The sequence below is a fragment of the Nonomuraea sp. NPDC050783 genome, assembly GCF_040802095.1.
Classification (GTDB): Bacteria; Actinomycetota; Actinomycetes; order Streptosporangiales; family Streptosporangiaceae; genus Nonomuraea.
Genome location: NZ_JBFAHK010000002.1, coordinates 1 through 18,059, shown reverse-complemented (window position 1 = coordinate 18,059; position 18,059 = coordinate 1). Strand labels below are relative to the sequence as shown.

At 72.0% G+C, this 18,059-nt stretch carries 15 protein-coding genes and 2 rRNA genes; 8 read left to right on the top strand and 9 right to left on the bottom strand.

Annotation, left to right across the window (positions count from 1 at the left end; translation table 11 throughout):
* Positions 1-70: 70 nt before the first annotated feature.
* On the top strand, positions 71-703 hold the full coding sequence (locus AB0H75_RS05005; protein ID WP_367790567.1) for a TetR/AcrR family transcriptional regulator: 633 nt from the start codon (positions 71-73) through the stop codon (positions 701-703).
* Here the strand turns inward: AB0H75_RS05005 and AB0H75_RS05000 are convergent.
* Entirely contained in the window at positions 666-2,234 is a 1,569-nt protein-coding gene (locus AB0H75_RS05000; RefSeq protein ID WP_367790564.1) for a PucR family transcriptional regulator, read from the bottom strand. The two genes, AB0H75_RS05005 and AB0H75_RS05000, sit on opposite strands and share 38 nt — an antisense overlap.
* 92 nt (positions 2,235-2,326) lie before the next feature.
* Between AB0H75_RS05000 and gabT the strand changes: the two genes are divergently transcribed.
* Both gabT and AB0H75_RS04990 read left to right on the top strand, forming a co-directional pair.
* Positions 2,327-3,655 (top strand): 4-aminobutyrate--2-oxoglutarate transaminase, encoded by a 1,329-nt coding sequence (gabT, locus tag AB0H75_RS04995; protein ID WP_367790561.1) that lies wholly within the window; start codon positions 2,327-2,329, stop codon positions 3,653-3,655.
* Between the two features lie 208 nt (positions 3,656-3,863).
* Entirely contained in the window at positions 3,864-4,064 is a 201-nt protein-coding gene (locus tag AB0H75_RS04990) for a hypothetical protein (protein WP_367790558.1), read from the top strand.
* Between the two features lie 24 nt (positions 4,065-4,088).
* On the opposite strand, the gene AB0H75_RS04985 is transcribed toward AB0H75_RS04990, so the two are convergent.
* The 4 genes from AB0H75_RS04985 to AB0H75_RS04970 form a co-directional block, all read right to left on the bottom strand.
* On the bottom strand, positions 4,089-5,210 hold the full coding sequence (locus AB0H75_RS04985; protein ID WP_367790555.1) for an extracellular solute-binding protein: 1,122 nt from the start codon (positions 5,208-5,210) through the stop codon (positions 4,089-4,091).
* Between the two features lie 81 nt (positions 5,211-5,291).
* A complete protein-coding gene (locus tag AB0H75_RS04980) occupies positions 5,292-6,800 on the bottom strand; it encodes a CoA-acylating methylmalonate-semialdehyde dehydrogenase (protein ID WP_367790552.1) in 1,509 nt (502 codons plus the stop codon).
* Positions 6,797-8,077, bottom strand: coding sequence for an aspartate aminotransferase family protein (locus AB0H75_RS04975; RefSeq protein WP_367790550.1), 1,281 nt, complete (start codon positions 8,075-8,077; stop codon positions 6,797-6,799). Before AB0H75_RS04975 ends, AB0H75_RS04980 begins: the two co-directional genes overlap by 4 nt.
* 68 nt (positions 8,078-8,145) lie before the next feature.
* Positions 8,146-9,585 (bottom strand): MFS transporter, encoded by a 1,440-nt coding sequence (locus tag AB0H75_RS04970; RefSeq protein WP_367790547.1) that lies wholly within the window; start codon positions 9,583-9,585, stop codon positions 8,146-8,148.
* Between the two features lie 70 nt (positions 9,586-9,655).
* Between AB0H75_RS04970 and AB0H75_RS04965 the strand changes: the two genes are divergently transcribed.
* The 3 genes from AB0H75_RS04965 to AB0H75_RS04955 are packed head-to-tail and all read left to right on the top strand — an operon-like array spanning position 9,656 to position 13,672.
* Complete coding sequence (locus AB0H75_RS04965; protein WP_367790544.1) at positions 9,656-10,351, top strand: TetR/AcrR family transcriptional regulator; 696 nt, start codon at positions 9,656-9,658, stop codon at positions 10,349-10,351.
* Positions 10,352-10,363: 12 nt separating this feature from the next.
* On the top strand, positions 10,364-11,992 hold the full coding sequence (locus AB0H75_RS04960) for an AMP-binding protein (RefSeq protein ID WP_367790542.1): 1,629 nt from the start codon (positions 10,364-10,366) through the stop codon (positions 11,990-11,992).
* A 57-nt stretch (positions 11,993-12,049) separates the two neighbouring features.
* Positions 12,050-13,672: a PucR family transcriptional regulator gene (locus AB0H75_RS04955; protein WP_367790539.1), complete on the top strand. Its 1,623-nt coding sequence runs from the start codon at positions 12,050-12,052 to the stop codon at positions 13,670-13,672.
* Between the two features lie 78 nt (positions 13,673-13,750).
* Here the strand turns inward: AB0H75_RS04955 and trpS are convergent, their stop codons facing one another.
* Positions 13,751-14,713: a tryptophan--tRNA ligase gene (gene trpS, locus AB0H75_RS04950; protein WP_367790536.1), complete on the bottom strand. Its 963-nt coding sequence runs from the start codon at positions 14,711-14,713 to the stop codon at positions 13,751-13,753.
* 261 nt (positions 14,714-14,974) lie between these two features.
* Here trpS and AB0H75_RS04945 point away from each other — a divergent pair, with 261 nt between their 5' ends.
* Positions 14,975-16,453 carry a phosphodiester glycosidase family protein gene (locus tag AB0H75_RS04945; protein ID WP_367790532.1) on the top strand — a complete coding sequence of 493 codons (1,479 nt, stop codon included), beginning with the start codon at positions 14,975-14,977 and terminating at the stop codon, positions 16,451-16,453.
* Between the two features lie 69 nt (positions 16,454-16,522).
* On the opposite strand, the gene AB0H75_RS04940 is transcribed toward AB0H75_RS04945, so the two are convergent.
* Positions 16,523-16,975, bottom strand: coding sequence for an Lrp/AsnC family transcriptional regulator (locus AB0H75_RS04940; RefSeq protein WP_367790529.1), 453 nt, complete (start codon positions 16,973-16,975; stop codon positions 16,523-16,525).
* 106 nt (positions 16,976-17,081) lie between these two features.
* On the opposite strand from AB0H75_RS04940, the gene AB0H75_RS04935 reads away from it, so the two are divergent.
* The gene (locus tag AB0H75_RS04935) at positions 17,082-17,717 is read left to right on the top strand and encodes a LysE family translocator (RefSeq protein WP_367790526.1); all 636 of its coding nucleotides are present in this window, start codon (positions 17,082-17,084) and stop codon (positions 17,715-17,717) included.
* Positions 17,718-17,774: 57 nt separating this feature from the next.
* Here AB0H75_RS04935 and rrf read toward each other — a convergent pair.
* Both rrf and AB0H75_RS04925 read right to left on the bottom strand, forming a co-directional pair.
* Positions 17,775-17,891, bottom strand: a 5S ribosomal RNA gene (gene rrf, locus AB0H75_RS04930).
* Positions 17,892-17,969: 78 nt separating this feature from the next.
* Positions 17,970-18,059, bottom strand: a 23S ribosomal RNA gene (locus AB0H75_RS04925); the annotation flags it as partial.

Genomic DNA, 18,059 nt, shown 5'->3' with positions numbered 1-18,059 from the left:
GCGTGGGCCCCGTGACCGAACAACGTGAGGTCACAAGGACGCAGAGCTCCTTGGCGATGAGGGAGGTCGCATGACCTCCGTGCCGCTGGGGCTGCAGGGCGCCTACCTCCTGGGCGAGCGCGCCAGCCACGACGAGCTGCGCTCGCGCCTGCTCGACGTGGCGGTCAACCTGCTCGGGACGGACGGGGCGGAGAGCCTGACCATGCGCCGCATCGCCGCCGAGGCGGGATGCACCACGACGGTGATCTACACGATGTTCGGCAACCGGGAAGGGCTGGCGGAGGCGCTCTATCTGGAGGGGTTCGAGCGTTTCCGCCGCTTCCTGGAGGCCGTGCCGCAGCGGCGCAACCCGCTGGAGCACCTGTACGCCCTGGGTCCTGCGTACCGGCAGGCGTGCCTGTCGGAGCCGGGCTACTACAGCCTGATGTTCGAGCGCGCGATCCCCGGCTTCGAGCCGAGCGAGCGGGCCCGCACGCTGGCCCGCGCCGCGCTCAACATCCTCGACCGGGTGATCGCCGACTGCATCTCGGCCGGCCACCTGGCACCCACGCAGCCACGCAAGATCGCCGACGCGCTGTGGGCCGCCGCCCAGGGCGCGATCAGCCTGGAGCGGGCCGGGCACCTGCGCGACGGGCGGACGTACGAGGCCGTGACCACGGCCGTCATCAGCTGCTATCTGCAGGAGAAGAAGAAGCAGCAGTAGCGGGATGGCGGCGGGCCGCCTCCAGGGCCAGCCACAGCTCGGCCCGCACGCCGGGATCGTCGAGGTCGCGGCCCAGCAGCTCGCCCACCCGGCGCATGCGGTAGCGCAGGGTGTGGCGGTGCACGCCGAGCCGCTGGGCGGCGGCGTCCCAGTGGCCGTTGCACTCCAGGTACGCGCGCAGCGACCCGATCAGGTCGGCCCGGGAGCCGTACGCGGCCAGCGGGGCCAGCAGCGCGGTGGCGAACGCCTGGGCCGTGGCCGGGTCCAGCAGCCCCAGCAGGCCCTGCCCGGCCAGCTCCCCGAACCGGACCACCCGGCCCCGCTCCCCCTGCCGCTCCCCCTGCCGCTCCCCCTGCCCGCCGGGGCCGGACGGCCGGGTGGCGGCGGCCAGCGCGCGGCGGGCCTGGTCGATGGCGGTGGTGAGGGCGGCCGGCCGGTACGTCGCGGGCAGGCTCACCCCGCAGGGCGCGCCGCCCGCCTCCCGCGCCACGTCGTCGGCCGCCGCCTCGGGCACCAGGGCGAGGGCGGTGCCGTCCGCGGCGGGGGCGGTGAAGGCGTGGGGCTCCAGGGCGTCGAGGGCGTCGGCCGGCGCGGCGAGGACCAGCAGCGGCGGGTCGGGCAGCCGCCCGCCGAGCGCGGCCAGCACGCCGCGCGCCTGCTCGGCGGCCCCGGACAGCAGCAGGTCCAGCACCGCCGCGCGGACCCGGCGCTCGGCCGCCGCCTGGGCGCGGCCCTGCTCCATCGCGAGCGTGAGGAGGGAGCCCGCGGCGTTGATCACGGTGTGGGTGACCGGCGGGAACGGCTTCCCGGCCCCCACGGCGAAGAACCCGCGCGGCCGCGCGCCGCCCCCGCCTCCGCCCCCGCCCAGCGGCTGCACCACGATGTGCTCTCCCGGCCCGGACAACGCCAGACTCGCGAGGGCCCGCCCGCCGTCCTCCACCGGTCGCGGATCCTGGAGGCGGGCCAGCTCGGCCGCGACCGCTCCGGTGCGCGCGCCGGGCGTGGCGTGCCGGACGCCGCCGCTCTCGTCGAGCAGCGCCGCCCAGCCGCCGACCTCCTTGGCCAGCCGGTCGATGACCGCGTGCATGCCCTCGGGCCGCAGCGCCGCCCGGGTCAGCCGGCCCTGCGCGGCGAAGGCCCGGGTGATCTCCTCGTACTGCTCGGCGGCCAGCAGCTCGCTGACGGCCTTGCCGATCGCGATGAACGGCGTCTCCCTGGGCACCTCCAGCAGCGGCAGCCCCGCCCGCCGCGCGGCCTCGACGAGCGCGCCGGGCACCCCTTCGTGCGACACCCCGACGCCGAAGCCGAGCCCGGCGACCCCGCGCGCCACGAGCCGCCCGACATATCCCTCCAGATCGCCCGCCAGCCGCAGCCCGGTGGTCAGCAGCAGCTCGTCCCCCTCCAGGTACGGCGTGGGATCGGCCAGCTCGCTCACCGCCACCCAGCGCACCACCACCCCGTCCAGCGCGGCGGGCCCGGCCAGCGGCCGCAGGCCCATCCGGCGCACGACGGTCTGCAGCGTAGGCGGCATGCGGGTTTTGTCCATTCCGGCGAAGACGGGCACCCCCAGTGTGCCATATCGACGTATCGGCCCAGGTGGGAGGCGGTCGTAGCGTCGAAGACATGAGCATTCCGCAGGAGCGGCGCGTCGTGACCGCGATCCCCGGCCCCAAGTCCCAGGAGCTGCTGGCCCGCAAGCAGGCCGCCGTCCCGCCCGGCATCGGCACCACGCTGCCGGTCTTCGTCACCCGCGCCGGCGGCGGCGTGGTGCAGGACGCCGACGGCAACTCGCTGATCGACTTCGGCTCCGGCATCGCCGTGACGAACGTCGGCAACGCCGCTCCCAAGGTCGTCGAGCGGGTACGCAAGCAGGTGGCGGACTTCACCCACACCTGCTTCATGGTGACCCCGTACGAGTCGTACGTCCGGGTCTGCGAGAAGCTGAACGAGCTGACCCCCGGCGACCACGAGAAGCGCACGTTCCTGGTGAACACGGGCGCCGAGGCCGTCGAGAACGCCGTCAAGGTCGCCCGGCACGCCACCGGCCGCCCGGCGGTCGTCGTCTTCGACCACGGCTACCACGGCCGCACGCTGCTGACGATGACGCTGACCGCCAAGAACATGCCCTACAAGCACCGCTTCGGGCCGTTCGCACCGGAGGTGTACCGGGTGCCGCTGGCCTACCCGTTCCGCTGGCCGACGGGCCCGGAGAACTGCGCCGAGGAGGCCGCCGCGCAGGCCATCGACGCGATCACCAAGCAGATCGGCGCCGAGAACGTGGCCGCCGTGGTCATCGAGCCGATCGCCGGCGAGGGCGGCTTCATCGTGCCGGCCCGGGGCTTCCTGCCGCGCATCGCCGAGTTCTGCCGGGCCAACGGCATCGTGTTCGTGGCCGACGAGGTGCAGACCGGCTTCGCGCGTACCGGGCACCTGTTCGCCTGCGAGGATGAGGGCGTCGTGCCCGACATCATCGCCACCGCCAAGGGCATCGCGGGCGGCCTGCCGCTGGCCGCCGTGACCGGCCGCGCGGAGCTGATGGACGCGGTCCACGTGGGCGGGCTCGGCGGCACCTACGGCGGCAACCCGCTGGCCTGCGAGGCCGCGCTCGGCGTCCTGGAGACCATCGAGGAGGAGGACCTGGTCGCCAGGGCCCGGCGCGTCGGCGAGATCATGCTCCCCCGCCTGGAGGCGATGAAGGAGCGCTTCGACGTGATCGGCGACGTCCGCGGCCGGGGCGCGATGATCGCGATCGAGCTGGTCGAGCCCGGCACCAAGGAGCCGAACCCCACCGCCGTCCAGGCCGTCGTCAAGCGCTGCCACGCCGAGGGCCTGCTGGTGCTGACCGCCGGCACGTACGGCAACGTGCTGCGCTTCCTGCCCCCGCTGGTGATCCCCGAGCACCTGCTGGAAGAGGGCCTGGGGATCCTTGAGAAAGCCATCGCCGAACTGTAGATATCCCTCGATCTCGGGCATCCAACTTGTGGTTGGATGCCCGATTTTGTTGGTGTAAAGCCGGTCAGGTGGGTAGAGAATTCACCCTGACTTGACGCTCAGCTGGACGCCCCTGGCCTCGACCAGGGTTATAACGGATCCGACATACGGATGGGCGATGGCTGCTGGGAACGTGATGAACTGGGCTCCGACAAGAACGGCGCGGAACATGTTGACGTTCGATCCTGAGGGCCTGAGCTGGGCTCAGCGCGAGGGTGACGCGTGTGTCGTCTGCCACAAGCGCTGGCCGCGGCCCCGCGTGCGCGTCGGCCGGCTGCCGGACGACGCTCCGGTGCTGGCCTGCGCCGACTGCGCCGAAGCGCTCGTCCCCACCCCGCTGGCCACCGTGGTGGCCTTTCCCCACCGCTAGGCAGACCCGGCCCGGCGAGCCCGCCTACTTCGTGGCCAGCTTGCTCCACCGCCCGGCCCAGACGTCGTAGCCGGGGCACCCGCCGTCCTGCGCCTCCTCGCAGTCCGCCGGCGGCCGCTCGGCGAAGGCCACGCGGCTCAGCCGCTTGGCGTCGCCCACCCCGTACGCCCGGCAGACCTCCCGCGCCCGCCCCTTGCACGCCTTGGCGCCGGCGGGTGCCAGCCCCACCCACACGGCCGCGTCACGCTGGGTGCCGGGCGCCGACATCCAGCTGAGCCAGCGGTAGGCGCAGGTCGTGTCGGGGACGCCGGCGCCGAGCATCCAGGAGTCGGCCCATCCCGTGACCCGCCTGGCGGGGACGGTCGCGATCCGCTGGCCGGCGTCCTGAAGCAGCACCCGGTAGTAGGGCGTGACCTGGGCGTAGTCGAGCGATCCCGTCGCGAACCCCTTGACCAGCTCGATCGGGTTGGTCCAGTAGGTGCGCTCCCTGGCCCCCTCCAGCAGCTTCACGGCGCCGTCGAGCTGCCCGCCGGTCAGCGCGAACGGGTCGTCGCCGCCCTCGCCGGCGGCCAGCGCGGCGTCGGCGATGGTCATCGGGCTGTTGCGCAGCGCGGCGCGGCCGGAGGAGAACGCCTCCTTCAGCTCGCCCCTGACCCTGGCAGGGTCGTAGACGAACTCGTGGTAGCCCCACAGGTAGGGCACGCCGTAGACCTTGCCGGAGACGGTCGTCAGGTCACGCAGGCGCTTGTCGAGGTCTTCGTAGCCGTCGACCTTGGCCGGGTCGATGGGCTGCACCCGCTTGGTCGCGACGAGGTCGCCGGCGAGCGCGGGACCGGCCGAGACCAGGTCGTAGGGGCGGCTGCCGAACTGGGCGATCATCTCCTCGGCGGTCTGCACCGTGTCGATCTTGGCGATGCGGCAGCCGGTCTCCTTCTCGAAGTCGCCGATCCAGTTGAAGCGGGGGCTGACGCCGCCGCCCTCCGCGTAGCCGCGGTAGGTGAGGATCTGCAGCGTGCCGTCGCTCTGCGTGGCGCTCGCCGTGGGCGTGGGCGAGGAGGTGGGGAGGGGGGTGGGGCTCGCCGCGCCCGTGCCGGCCGCCAGCGCCGTCGCGGCGAGCGCCAGGCCAAAAGTACGTCGGCGATGCACGGTGTCCCCCTCCGTCCGGTTCCCAGAGCTTACCGGTACGCGGCCGGGAAGGACGCGGGCCCTTCCCGGCCGGGGACGGGGTCACCGGTTGGTGGGGAACCCCAGGTTGACGCCGCCGTGCGAGGGGTCGAGCCAGCGCGAGGTGACCACCTTGCCGCGGGTGTAGAAGTGCACGCCCTCCGTGCCGTGGACGTGCGTGTCGCCGAACAGCGACGCCTTCCAGCCGCCGAAGCTGTAGAAGGCCATCGGCACCGGGATCGGCACGTTGATGCCGATCATGCCGACCTCCACCTCGTTCTGGAAGCGCCGGGCCGCGCCGCCGTCGTTGGTGAAGATCGCGGTGCCGTTGCCGTACCGGCCGCTGTTGATCAGCTCCAGGCCCTCCTCGTACGAGCTCACCCGCACGATCGACAACACCGGGCCGAAGATCTCCTCGGTGTGGGTGCGCGAGCCGGGCGGCACCCGGTCCAGGACGGTCGGGCCGAGCCAGAAGCCCGGGGTGTCGGCCGCGGTGCCGCCGCCCAGGATCGGGGCGCGCCGGCCGTCCACGACCAGCTCGGCGCCCTCCTCGACGCCGAGGTCGAGGTAGGAGGCGACCTTGTCGCGGTGCTCGGCGGTGACCAGCGGGCCCATCTCGGCGGCGGGGTCGTCGCCGGGGCCGACGACGAGCCGGTCCACCCGCTCGGTGATCTTCTTGACCAGGTCGTCGCCGACGGGGTCCACGGCCAGCACGACGGAGATCGCCATGCACCGCTCCCCCGCCGAGCCGAACCCGGCCGAGACCGCCGAGTCCGCCGTCAGGTCGAGGTCGGCGTCCGGGAGCACCAGCATGTGGTTCTTGGCGCCGCCGAGGGCCTGCACCCGCTTGCCGTGGGCGGTGCCGGTCTCGTAGACGTACTGGGCGATCGGGGTGGAGCCGACGAACGACACGGCCTGGACGACGGGGTGCTCCAGCAGCCGGTCCACCGCGACCTTGTCGCCCTGCACGACGTTGAACACGCCGTCGGGCAGCCCGGCCTCCTGCCACAGCCGCGCCATCAGCAGCGACGCCGACGGGTCCTTCTCCGACGGCTTGAGCACGAAGGTGTTGCCGCAGGCGATGGCGAGCGGGAACATCCACATCGGCACCATGGCCGGGAAGTTGAACGGGGTGATCCCGGCCACCACGCCGAGCGGCTGGCGGATCGAGTACGAGTCCACGCGGGTCGAGACGCCCTCGCTGAAACCGCCCTTGAGCAGGTGCGGAATGCCACAGGCGAACTCGACGACCTCCAGGCCGCGGGCGATCTCGCCGAGCGCGTCGGTGTGCACCTTGCCGTGCTCGGCGGTGATCAGCCCGGCCAGCTCGTCGCGGTGGGCGACCATCAGCTCGCGGAAGCGGAACAGCACCTGGGTGCGCCTGGTCAGCGAGGCGTCCCGCCAGGCGGGGAAGGCCGCGGCGGCCGCGGCGACGGCGGCGTCCACGTCGGCCGCCGCGGCGAGCGCGACGTGGCCGGAGACCGCGCCGGTGGCCGGGTCGAACAGGTCGGCGGCGCGGCCGGAGGAGCCCTCCGCGGGAGCGCCGTTGATCCAGTGGGTGACCGACTTCACTGCCGCGCCGCCTCCGCGTCGATGGTCTCCAGGGCGCTGACGATGATCCCCAGGCCCTCGACGGCCTCCTCCACCGTGAGGGTGAGCGGCGGGGCCATGCGGATGGCGGTGCCGTACAGGCCGCCCTTGCCCGCCAGCAGGCCCGCCTTCTTCGTCTCCTCCATGAAGCGGGCCGCCTGGGCGGGGCTCTCCAGCTCGACGGCGAACATCAGGCCCTTGCCGCGCACGTCCTTGACGCAGGACAGGCGCTTGGCGGCCTCCTTGAGCCCGTCGATGATGATGGCGCCGGTGCGGGCGGCGTTGGCCTGGAGGTCGTGGTCGAGCACGTAGTCGAGGGTGGCGTTGGCGGCGGCCATGGAGATCGGGTTGCCGCCGAAGGTGGACAGGCCCACGGCGTGCGGGCCGTCCATGAGGTCGCCGCGCGCCACGATGCCGCCCACCGCGAAGCCGTTGCCGAGGCCCTTGGCGAAAGTGATCATGTCGGGGGTGACGCCGTGGTTCTGGATGCCGAAGAACGCGCTGCCGGTGCGGCCCCAGCCGGTCTGCACCTCGTCGGAGATGAACAGGATGCCCTGCTCGTCCAGGACCTCCTTGTAAGCCGCGAACAGCCCGTCGGGCGGCATGGTGAACCCGCCCACGCCCTGGATCGGCTCGGCGATGAGCGCCGCCACGTCGTCGGAGACGGTCGTGGCCAGGACGTGGCGCAGGTCGTCCACGCACGCCGCGAGGTAGTCGGCGTCCGACAGGCCCTTGAACTGGGTCAGGTGCCGGTCGGTGCCGTGCAGGAAGTGCACGTTGAGCGGGGAGAGCGAGTTGTTCTTCCAGGAGCGGTTGGAGGTGACGCTGATCGCGCCGAAGCTGCGGCCGTGGTAGCTCTGCCGCATGGCGAGCACCTGGTCGCTCTTACGCGCGTACGTGGCCAGCAGCAGCGCCGTCTCGTTGGCCTCGGTGCCGGAGTTGGTAAAGAAGACCTTGGCGTCCGGGATGCCGGACAGCCTGGCGATCTTCTCGGCCAGCTCGATCTGGCCGCGGAGCAGGTAGACCGTGCTGGTGTGGACGACGCCGGTGGCGAGCTGGCGCTCGACGGCCTCGCGCACCTCCGGCACGTCGTAGCCGATCATGTTGGTCAGGATGCCGGCGAAGAAGTCGAGGTAGCTCTTGCCGTCGGCGTCGACGACCCGGTTGCCTTTGCCGCTGACGATCTCGATGGGCTCGGTGTAGTTGAGCGCCAGCCAGTTCGGCATCACTGCCCGGTGGCGCGCGAGTAGCTCCGACATGGTATCGAGTATCCCGTCCCGCTCCGCGCCCTCCTACCCCCAACCTGTCGGCCTGGAAGGAAATCGGGTTACGACGTGTAAACCGGCTCCGAGGTGGTCGCCGTGGGCCTGGCGGGGCGCAGGACCGACACCGCGAGCAGCGCCGCCGCCACGCAGAAGCCCGCGCCCACCCACGAGCCGAGGTGCATCGCCGAGGTGAAGGCCGCGTCGGCGGGGGCGGCCAGGCCCATGAGGTGGGCCGCGCCGACCGACTCCCTGGCGGCGGCGGGCAGGCCGGCGGGCATCCCGGCGGTGTAGCGCCCGGCCAGCACGCTGCCCAGGATCGCGATGCTCAGCGCCACGCCCACCTGCTGGACGGTGTCGTTGAGCGCCGAGCCCACCCCGGCGTGCTCGACGGGGATGGCGTTCATCAGCGAGGCGTAGGCCGACGGGCCGGCCAGGCCGCCGCCGACGCCCATGACGACCAGCCCGGCGAGCAGGCCCGCGTACCCGGCGGTCAGGGCCATGACGACGAAGCCGCCGGCCATGAGCAGCAGCCCGGCGCCCACCAGCACCCGGTTGCTCACCCGCCGCCCGAGCCCCGCGCCCACGCCGTTGAAGACGGCGGCGGCCACGGCGTAGGGCAGCAGGGCGAGGCCGGCCTGGATCTCGTTGTAGCCCAGCACGTACTGCAGGTACTGGGTGAGCATCAGCATCACGGCGCCCGCGCCGAACGACATGAGCAGGATCGAGAACGACGCGCCGCTGAAGTTGCGGTCGGCGAACAGGTGCAGCGGCAACATCGGCTGCGTCTGCCGGCGCTCCCACACCACGAAGGCGGCCAGGGCCAGCACGGCGACCGCGATGACCGGGATGTTCCACTCCCGCTCGATGATCACGTAGACGGCGGCGGTGAGGCCGACGATCGACAGCACCACGCCCACGGGGTCGATCCTGCGCCCCTCGCTGCGGCTCTCGGGCATGAGGGTCACGGCGGCCACGACGGCGACCGCCGCGATCGGCACGTTCAGCAGGAAGACCGAGCCCCACCAGTAGTGCTGGAGCAGGAAGCCGCCCAGCGTCGGGCCGGACACCAGGCCGACCAGCGCCACGGCGCTCCAGGCGGCCATGGCCTTGCGCCGCTCCTCCTCGTCGAAGACGGTCAGCAGGATCGACAGCGTGGACGGCATGACCAGCGAGCCGCCGACCCCCATCAGCGCGCGGGCGGCGATGAGCTGCCAGGGCTCCGAGACCAGCACGGCCAGCAGCGAGGCGCCGCCGAAGAACACCAGGCCGATGATCAGCAGGCGGCGGCGGCCGTACCGGTCGGACAGGGAGCCGGAGGTCAGCAGGAGGCCGGCGTAGACCAGCACGTAGGCGTCGATGATCCACTGGATGTCCGACGGGGTGGCGCCCAGCTCCTGGTTGAGGGAGGGGATCGCCAGGTTCAGCACGGTGTTGTCCACGACCAGCACCAGCAGGGCCAGGCACAGGACGAGGAGGATCCACCAGCGACGGGGGTCTCGCACAGTGTTCGAGTTCACTCGCACACTGTACGACAACTCTCGCACACTGTGCGAGGAGATTTATCCTGGAGGCATGAGCAGGCAGTTCACCTCCGTCTGGACGCGCGAGCCGCGCAAGCCGGCCGGCCCGGGCCGCAGCCGCGAGGAGATCGTCAAGGCGGCCGTCGAGCTGCTCGACGCCGAAGGGCTGGCCGGGCTGAGCATGCGCAAGCTCGGCGCCAAGCTGATGGCCGGCGCCACCAGCCTCTACTGGTACGTCGCCACCAAGGACGAGCTGCTGGAGCTGGCCTACGACCAGGTGTGGGCCGAGATGAGCGTCCCCGACCCCGACGAGGTGCACTGGCGTGAGGTCGCCTCCGTGCTGGCCCACAGCATGCGCCAGGCGATGCTGCACCACCCGTGGGCCGCCGACCTCGTCGGCCGGCTGCCCGCGCTCGGCCCCAACGCCCTGCACGTGAGCGACCGGATGCGCCGCACCTTCCGGCTGGCCGGTTTCCGCAAGGACGACCTCGACTTCGCCGGGGCCACGCTCACCGCCTTCGTCCTCGGCATGACCATCCCCCAGATCGCCTGGAACACCACGATGGGCGAGGCGTGGGAAGGCGAGGAGGCGCGCGAGCTGGTCAGGAAGGTCGCCGCCGACTATCCCGACCTCGCCGACGCCGTCGGCGCCGACCACCCCGACGATCCGCGCGTCCTGCGCGCGATGGCCTTCGACTTCGGCCTGGTCTCCGTGCTCGACGGCCTTGAGCGGCGGCTGGCGACGTAGCAGGATCCCGGCATGAGCAGTTTCCGCGCCGCCCGTGACTTCCTCCTCGACGCCGACCCCGCCACCGCCCGGCGCGACTTCCGCTGGCCCGAGCCGGCCGAGTTCAACTGGGCGCTCGACTGGTTCGACGGGGTCCTGGCCGCCGAGACCCCCGACGCCGTCGCGCTCAAGATCGTCGGTGACCATCCCGCGGTCCTGACCTTCGCCGAGCTGTCCGCCCGCTCCAGCCAGGTCGCCAACTGGCTGCGCGCCCAGGGGGTGCGCCGGGGCGAGCGGATCCTGCTCATGCTGGGCAACCAGGCCGAGCTGTGGGAGGCGCTGCTGGCCGCGATGAAGCTGGGCGCGGTCGTCATCCCGGCCACCACCCTGCTCACCGCCAAGGACGTCGCCGAGCGCGTCGAGCGCGGCGGCGTCACGCACGTCATCGCGAACGCGGCCGACGCCGGCAAGTTCGGCCCCGGCGGGTTCACCCGCATCGCCGTGGGCGACGCCTACAACTGGCTGCCCTACCACGAGGCGTACGAGGCGCCCGCCGCCTTCACCCCCGACGGCCCGACCCGGGCGGGCGACACGCTGCTGCTCTACTTCACCTCCGGCACGACCTCCCAGCCCAAGCTGGTCGAGCACACGCACGCCTCCTACCCGGCCGGGCACCTGTCCACGATGTTCTGGATCGGGGTGCGGCCCGGCGAGGTGCACCTCAACGTCTCCTCCCCCGGGTGGGCCAAGCACGCCTGGAGCAACGTGTTCGCGCCGTGGAACGCCGGAGCCACCGTGCTGGTCCACGACTACCGCCGCTTCTCCGCCCCTGCGCTGCTGGAGGTGCTGCGCGACGAGCGGGTCAGCACGTTCTGCGCCCCGCCGACCGTCTGGCGGATGCTCATCCAGGAGGACCTGGCGGCCTGGAAGCTGCCGCTGCGCGCCGCCGTGGCCGCCGGCGAGCCGCTCAACCCGGAGATCATCGACCAGGTGCGGCAGGCGTGGGGCATCACGATCCGGGACGGCTACGGCCAGACCGAGACCACCGCCCAGATCGGCAACGCCCCGGACGAGCCGGTCAAGCCCGGCTCGATGGGCCGCCCGCTGCCCGGCTACGAGGTCGTGCTGCTCGACCCGCAGACCGGCGAGGAGAGCGACGACGGCGAGATCTGCCTGCCGCTCGACGGCCGCCGCCCCCTGGGCCTCATGGCCGGCTACGTGGGCGGCTCCGCCGACGCCATGCGCGACGGCTACTACCACACCGGCGACGTCGCCACCCGGGACGCCGACGGCTACATCACGTACGTGGGCCGCACCGACGACGTCTTCAAGGCCTCCGACTACCGCATCTCGCCGTTCGAGCTGGAGAGCGTGCTGCTGGAGCACGAGGCGGTGGCCGAGGCGGCCGTGGTGCCCGCCCCCGATCCGGTGCGGCTGGCGGTGCCGAAGGCGTACGTGACGCTCGCCCCGGGGTTCGAGCCCGGCGAGGAGGTCGCCCGGTCGATCTTCGAGCACTGCCGGCGGGAGCTGGCGCCCTACAAGCGGGTGCGGCGGCTGGAGTTCGGCGAGCTGCCCAAGACGATCTCCGGCAAGATCCGTCGGGTCGAGCTGCGGGTGCGCGAGCCCCAGCGGGAGTACCGCGAGAACCCCCTCAATTCATAACAAACCGTAAATGGTCATATAGCCGTTCTTACAGATTGATCAGCTAGGCTCTGCCCCGTGCTCCCCACCATCGCCGACGTCCTCGACCTCGAAGCCGTGCGCCGGGGCGACCCGCGCGTGGTCGCGGGCGCCGACCGGCTCGACACGAGGGTGCGGTGGGTGCACGTCGGCGAGATCGCCGACATCGCCGGGCTGCTGCGGGGCGGCGAGCTCGTGCTGACCACGGGCGTCGCGCTGCCCGAGGACCCGGAGAAGCTGGCCGACTACATCGCCGCGCTGGCCGCCGTCGGCGTGTCCGGGCTGGTGGTGGAGCTGGGCCGCCGGTTCGTCCGGGAGCTGCCGCGCCCGGTGGTCAAGGCCGCCGAGGACAACGGGCTGCCGGTCATCGTGCTGACCAGGGAGACCCCGTTCGTGCAGATCACCGAGTCGGTGCACGAGCGGATCATCGACATCCAGCTGGAGGAGCTGCGGGCCTCCGAGCAGCTGCACGAGGTCTTCACCGAGCTGTCGGTCGAAGGGGCCTCGCCGGCCGAGGTGCTCGCCCAGGTCGCCCGCCTGGCCGGCCGGCCCGTGCTGCTGGAGAACCTGGCCCACCAGGTGCTGGCCTGCGAGTCCGCCGGCAAGGACGCGGGCACCCTGCTGGCCGGCTGGGAGATGCGGTCGCGGGCGGTGGCGCCGGCCGGGCGGACCGCGTACGATCCGGCCTCCGGCTGGCTGGTCACCACCGTCGGGGCGCGCGGGCAGGACTGGGGCCGGCTCATCCTGGTCTGCGACGCGCCGCCGTCGCCGCGCGACCTGGTGCTGGCCGAGCGCGCCGCCACCACGCTCGCCCTCGGCCGCCTGCTCGAACGCCACCAGGAGTCGCTGGAGCGCCAGGCCCACGGCACGATCATCACCGGCATCCTCACCCACGCCTACGCCGACCCCGACGAGGCCGCCGCCCGCGCCCGCGCCGTCGGCGTGCCGCTGACCGGCCGCAAGCTGGTCAGCGTCGTCATCAGGCCGACCGACCCCACCGACCAGGCTCTCGACGGCCAGGCGCAGCTCGGCGAGCTGGCCGAGGCCACCGCCGCGGCCTGCCGCGACGCCCGCCTGCCCGCCCTGGTCGGCGCGCTCGACCAGGAGCGGGTCGGCATCCTGCTGCCGCTGCCGCCGCGCGCCCAGGCCGAGGCCGCGCTGACCACGCTGGCCGAGCGGCTGCGCGTGCTGTGGCGGCCCGGAGCGGCGTTCGTCCTGGCCGCCGGGTCGGTGGTCGACTCCATCCGGGACGTGCGCCGCAGCTTCCTGGAGGCCGAGCAGGTGGCCGACGTGGCGGTCCGCCAGCCCGACGGCCGCCCCTTCTACCGTCTGCCCGACCTGCGCCTGCGCGGGCTGCTGCACCTGTTGCGCGACGACGCCCGGCTGCAGACCTTCGCCGAGCGGGAGCTGGGGCCGCTGCTGGCGCACGACGCGCAGCGGGGCGGCGACCTGACCCGCATCCTGCGCATCTACCTGGACGCCGGGCGCAACAAGGCGGTCGCCGCGCAGAAGGCGCACCTGTCCAGGCCCGCCTTCTACGACCGGCTGCGGCGCCTGGAGCGCATCCTCGACACCGACCTCGACGACGTCGAGTCGTGCCTGTCGCTGCACGTCGCGCTGCTGGCCCTGGAGTCCTTCCGCCGCGAGAACCACCGGGTCTGACCGGCACCCGCGCCCAGAAGCCCGTCATCCCGCGCCCGCCCACGCCCAGAAACCCGTTACCCCGCGCCCGCCCACGCCTCAGAAACCCATCGCCTCGCGCACCTCCCGCAGCGTGTCCACCGCCCGCCCGCGGGCGCGCTCGTTCCCCTCCGCCAGGATCCGCCGCACGTCGGCCGCCGCGTGCTCCCGCCGCCGCGCCCTGATCGGCCGCAGGAAGTCGTTGACCGCCTCGGTGACCAGGCCCTTGAGCGCCGTCGCGCCACCGTCGCCGATCTCGCCGGCCAGCTCGCGGGGCGGCCGGCCGAGGCAGAGGCCGGCCAGGGTGAGCAGGTTCGCCACCTCGGGGCGTCGCTCCTCGTCGAACGTGATCGTCCGGTCGGCGTCGGTGCGGGCCTTCCTGATGAGCGCGGCCGTCTCGTCCTCGGTGGCCCCAAGCGCGATCGCGTTGCCGCGGCTCTTGCTCATCTTGCCGCCGTCGAGCCCCTTCAGCAGGGGACGCTCCCCCATGACGGCCTCCGGCAGCGGGAACACCTCGCCGTAGCGCTCGTTGAACCGGCGCGCCACCAGCCGCGTCACCTCCACGTGCGGCAGCTGGTCACGGCCGACCGGCACCAGCGTGCCCTTGCAGAACAGGATGTCGGCCGCCTGGTGCACCGGATAGGTGAACATCAGCCCGCTCACCGCCCGCTGCGAGCTGTGCGCGATCTCGTCCTTCACCGTGGGGTTGCGGCTCAGCTCGGCCACCGACACCAGGCTCAGGAACGGCAGCAGGAGCTGGTTGAGCTCGGGGATCGCGCTGTGCTGGAAGATCGTCACCTTGGCCGGGTCCAGCCCGACGGCCAGGTAGTCGAGCAGCAGCTCGGTGATGTTGGCCTGGATGTGGCCGGGCCGGTCGCGGTCGGTGATGACCTGGTAGTCGGCGATCAGGACGTACATGTGGTGCTCGTCCTGCATCCGCACCCGGTTGGCCAGCGAGCCGAAGTAGTGGCCGAGGTGCAACGGCCCGGTCGGGCGGTCACCGGTGAGTACGACGTGCTCCATCGGGGGTCCTCTCCTGGGTCAACGCCGTCCCCGGAGAGGCACCGTACGCATCGTCAGCGGGCCGCCCGGAGACGGCCCATGCATCAAGGATCAGCGGCCGTCCGTCGGCCGCCACCACAGGCAGATGCGCTTCATACACGAATTGTATCCACAATGGATGTCGATTCCGTAACCTCTTCGGCTGATTCGCGTGTTCGCCTGCCCCGGACGTCATGATCTCGCAACTATGGTGCGGTCCCTTTTCCGCCCTCTGGAGAGTTCATGTCTCGACGCACCATCGCCGGCGGCCTGGCCATAGCCGCGGCGATCACTGTCACCACCCTGCCCGCAGCCTCGGTGGCCGCGGAGCAGGCGGCGGTGGCGTTCCCGGCGGCCAGGTTCCCCCTGGGCGCCAGGTCCGCACCCACCAAGACGATGACCGCCGTCACGCGAGGCATCGACCTCTACCACGTGAAGGCCGGCCGCTCCACCGACGGCTACACGGTGACCGTCCTGATGCCGAGCGGGCGCGACTACGGGATGCGGCCGACGGCCGAGAGCGTGGCCGCCGAGGTGGAGGCCGCCGGCGAGACCCCCAGCATCCAGCAGGTGATCCGGCCGAGCGTGGCCGACGCCCCCTCCCAGACCGTCTACATGGTCCGGGTGGGCCTGTGGACGCTCAAGGACAAGAAGAAGGCCGACGAGACGGCCAAGGCGCTCAAGGACGCGGGCCTGAAGGTCAAGGTCGACTACCTGGGCGACGACGGGCTGAAGACCACCGGCCCGTGGGACGTCAAGGTCGTCATGATCGACTCCAGGACGTTCCGCGGCTCGTACGCCGCCTCCCTCGGCACCAGCGTCGCCAAGCGCGAGACCGTCTCGTCGATGGCCAAGGCCGCGGGCGCGGTCGTCGGCGTCAACGGCGGCTTCTTCAACATCCACACCGCCAAGAACCTGCGCGGCGAGCCGGTCGGCGCGTCCGTGGTGGGCGGCAGGCTGCTCAGCGAGGCCGTCCCCGGCCGCACGGCGGTCGTCCTGCGGGGCCGCACCGCCAAGATCACCGAGATCGACACCACCGTGACCGCGATCTCCCAAGACGGCGAGAAGGTCCGGATCAACGGCGTCAACCGGGCAGCCGCCACGGACGAGCTGGTGCTCTACACCGAGGAGTACGGCGCCAAGACCCCCACGGGCGGCACCGACGCCGTCCTCGACGCGAACGGCAAGATCCTGGGTCTGCGCGCCTCGGGCGCCGCCGTCGCCAAGGGCACCCGGGTGCTGCACGGCAACGGCGTGGCCGCCGACTGGCTCAACCAGCACGCCTGGCAGGGCTGGACCGTCCGCGTGGACACCAAGGTCGTGGACCTGCGCACCAGGAAGGCCATCCCGCTGACCCCCGACCTGCACGTCATCGCGGGCAGCGTCGGCCTGGTCCGCAACGGCCAGGTCAAGATCACGGCCAAGCGGGACGGCCACGACTCGATCAACATGATCCTGCGCCGCCACCCCCGCACCCTGCTCGGCGTCACCAAGAACGGCAGCCTCATCCTGGCCACCATCGACGGCCGGCAGCCCGGCGCCACCATCGGCGCGAACTTCCACGAGGCCGCCCAGTTCATGCGCTGGCTCGGCGCCCGCCAGGCCGTCAACCTGGACGGCGGCGGCTCCACGGCGATGGTCGTGAACAACAAGCTGGTCAACAGGCCGTCGGACGGGGTGGAGCGCGGCGTCGGCGACTCCCTGCTGGTCCTGCCCCGGTAATCGGATCCGGTAATCGGACCCAAGTAATCGGATCCAGATTGATCCGGCCCGCGCCGGGCTTCCTCTCCGTCAGAGGGGAAGCCCGGCGTCCGCTTTGATGGCCTTCATCGCCAGGTGCGAGGTCACCTGCGCCACCCCCGGCAGCCCCGACAACGTCTCGGAGTAGAAGCGCTCGTAGGCGGCCAGATCCGCCACCGCCACGCGCAGCAGGAAGTCGGGATCGCCGAACAGCCGGTGCGCCTCCACGACCTCCGGCATCCCGGCCACCCGCTGCTCGAACTCGGCCACCGTGCCGTGGTCCTCGTACCTCATCACCACCGTCACGAAAGCCTGGAACCCCCGCCCCACCGCGTCCCCGTCGAGCAGCGCCCGGTAACCGCGGATGACCCCCGACTCCTCCAGCTGCCGCACCCGGCGCAGGCAGGGTGACGGCGTGAGGCCGACCCGGTCGGCCAGCTCGGTGTTGCTGAGCCGCCCGTCCCGCTGCAACTCGCGCAGAATCATGCGATCGATCCGATCCACAAAGCAATATCCTGCCATGTCCGGCCTGCTACCGGCACGAATCCGCCATCGCCTGCCAGCCCTCCTCGGCTACCGTCGCGAGGGAACCCAGGAGGCGAATCGACTCATGGACGCCGGACTGCTGCTGCTCTTCCTTGGCATGGACCTGCTGCTGATCTGCACCCCCGGGCCCGACATGCTGTACGTCACGGCCCGCTCGCTCGGCCAGGGCCGGCGCACCGGACTCATGGCGGTGGCGGGCATCTGCTGCGGCTACCTCACACACACCGCGCTGGCCGCGGCCGGGCTGGCGGCGGCGCTGCGCGCCGTACCGGCCGCGCTGCCCCTGATGCGGTACGCCGGCGCCGCGTACCTGGTCTTCCTGGCGATACGGACGCTGGTCTCCCTACGCCGCCCCTCACGGCTCGCCGCGCTGTCGTCCGAGCCTGCGCCGATGCCTCCGGGGGCGGTGCTGCGGCAGAGCATGCTGACCGCCCTGCTCAACCCGAAGGGCCTGCTGCTCTACGTGTCGCTGATGCCGCAGTTCATCGCCCCTGGCACCGGAGCCCCGCTGGCCGTGCAGCTCACCGTCCTGGGCCTCCTGCACGTCACCGGCTGCGCCCTGCTGTACGGGCTGATCGCCCTGGCCGCCGCCCGCGCCGGCCGAACGCTGACCCGCACCCCGAAGGCCGCGCGCCGGCTCTCCGCCGTGTCAGGAACCATGCTGCTGCTCGTGGCAGCGGCCACCCTCACCACGCACTGACAGCCCGGAAATGCAGAAGGGCCCCGACGCTAAACGTCGAGGCCCTCCACAAAGATTGTCCGGCGGTGACCTACTCTCCCACACCCTCCCGAGTGCAGTACCATCGGCGCAGAGAAGCTTAACTTCCGGGTTCGGAATGTAACCGGGTGTTTCCTTCCCGCCATAACCGCCGTAACCCTCCGAAACAACCACACACACACGGCGTGTTTGCTGTCTCAGAATTGCCTAGTGGACGCGAGCAAGAAAAACTTTATGGTCAAGTCCTCGGCCTATTAGTACCGGTCAGCTCCACACGTTACCGCGCTTCCACCTCCGGCCTATCAACCCCATCATCTCTAGGGA

Excerpts from the sequence above, each read along its gene's own strand:
- AB0H75_RS05005 (WP_367790567.1), top strand. The coding sequence starts at position 71 with ATGACCTCCGTGCCGCTGGGGCTGCAGGGCGCCTACCTCCTGGGCGAG.
- AB0H75_RS05000 (WP_367790564.1), bottom strand. The coding sequence starts at position 2,234 with ATGCCGCCTACGCTGCAGACCGTCGTGCGCCGGATGGGCCTGCGGCCG.
- gabT (WP_367790561.1), top strand. The coding sequence starts at position 2,327 with ATGAGCATTCCGCAGGAGCGGCGCGTCGTGACCGCGATCCCCGGCCCC.
- AB0H75_RS04990 (WP_367790558.1), top strand. The coding sequence starts at position 3,864 with ATGTTGACGTTCGATCCTGAGGGCCTGAGCTGGGCTCAGCGCGAGGGT.
- AB0H75_RS04975 (WP_367790550.1), bottom strand. The coding sequence starts at position 8,077 with ATGTCGGAGCTACTCGCGCGCCACCGGGCAGTGATGCCGAACTGGCTG.
- AB0H75_RS04965 (WP_367790544.1), top strand. The coding sequence starts at position 9,656 with ATGAGCAGGCAGTTCACCTCCGTCTGGACGCGCGAGCCGCGCAAGCCG.
- AB0H75_RS04960 (WP_367790542.1), top strand. The coding sequence starts at position 10,364 with ATGAGCAGTTTCCGCGCCGCCCGTGACTTCCTCCTCGACGCCGACCCC.
- trpS (WP_367790536.1), bottom strand. The coding sequence starts at position 14,713 with ATGGAGCACGTCGTACTCACCGGTGACCGCCCGACCGGGCCGTTGCAC.
- AB0H75_RS04945 (WP_367790532.1), top strand. The coding sequence starts at position 14,975 with ATGTCTCGACGCACCATCGCCGGCGGCCTGGCCATAGCCGCGGCGATC.
- AB0H75_RS04935 (WP_367790526.1), top strand. The coding sequence starts at position 17,082 with ATGGACGCCGGACTGCTGCTGCTCTTCCTTGGCATGGACCTGCTGCTG.